The organism is Oleiphilus sp. HI0080, from assembly GCF_001635135.1.
In genome coordinates, this window is record NZ_LWFU01001008.1 from 1 (window position 1) to 1,069 (window position 1,069).

A 1,069-nucleotide genomic window follows, 5' to 3' on the forward strand; every position below is an offset into this window, starting at 1 on the left:
TCGTGATGACACGATCCTGTGTGTTGTTGAATCGCCAAGTGATTTGTTAGCCATAGAGTTATCCCGGCAGTTCCCGGGCAAGTACTTTGTCCTAAGTGGTAGTTTGTCGCCTATCGATGGGCGAGGCCCTGATCAGGTAGGTATTCCTTTGCTTATTGATCAAGTTAACGGGCGGCCTATCAAGGAGCTTATTTTGGCAACAAACCCTACCGTAGAGGGGGAGGCAACAGCCCACTTTATTTCTGAAATCTTTCGAGAGAAAGACGTACTGATTACGCGACTGGCGCATGGCATTCCCTTAGGTGGGGAGCTAGGCTTTGTCGATGGTGGCACTTTAGGGCATGCTTTTTCTGGTCGGAAACCTGTATAAAAATGACAACCACTACCTCGGTCGATATCGACTCGATCCCATATATCTGGATAGATACAGATAGTCGTTTAGAGCAATGTGTAAACCGCTGGGTAAAAGAACCCTATTTGATTTTCGATACGGAGTTTGAGCGCAGTAACACATATTTCGCGAAAGCTGGTTTGATTCAGGTTGCTGCGTCGGGCAAAACCTATTTGATTGATCCTCTCGCTGTATCAACTTTGAAGCCTCTGGCGTCAGTACTTTCTAGTCCTGATATCGTTATTGTGTTGCATTCCATGAGTGAGGATATCGATCTTTTAGGTCATATCTGTGATTGCTCGATACGTAATGTCTTCGATAGTCAGATCGCGACAGCCTTTCTAGGGAAGGGTATCTCTGTCGGCTACCAACGTTTAGTCGATTTGATGCTTGGTGTTGCCTTAGATAAAGGCGAAACGAGATCTGATTGGCTGGCGAGACCGTTGACGAAAAAACAGCTGCATTACGCTGCGGCTGACGTGCATTACCTGGAAGACATTTATCTTAAGCTCCGTGATCAGCTTACTTCCTCCCCATGGTTTGGCGCTGTTGAAGAAGAGTGTGCGCGTCAGGTTGCGACGATTGAATCGATGGGGGGGCATCCCGAACTAGCTTACTTGAAGCTGCGTGGTGCTTGGGATCTTCCCGTCGAGCGGCAATATGTTTTGCAGCAATTGA

Annotated in this window: 2 protein-coding genes; both read left to right on the top strand. The window is 47.4% G+C overall.

Annotated features, from left to right (window positions below):
- Window positions 1–370 (top strand): recombination mediator RecR (locus tag A3751_RS19150; RefSeq protein WP_156492636.1); only part of this gene is annotated, 370 nt, incomplete at its 5' end.
- A gap of 2 nt (window positions 371–372) precedes the next feature.
- Window positions 373–1,069, top strand: a 697-nt coding sequence (locus A3751_RS19155) for a ribonuclease D (RefSeq protein ID WP_369821260.1), incomplete at its 3' end; no start/stop codon positions are given.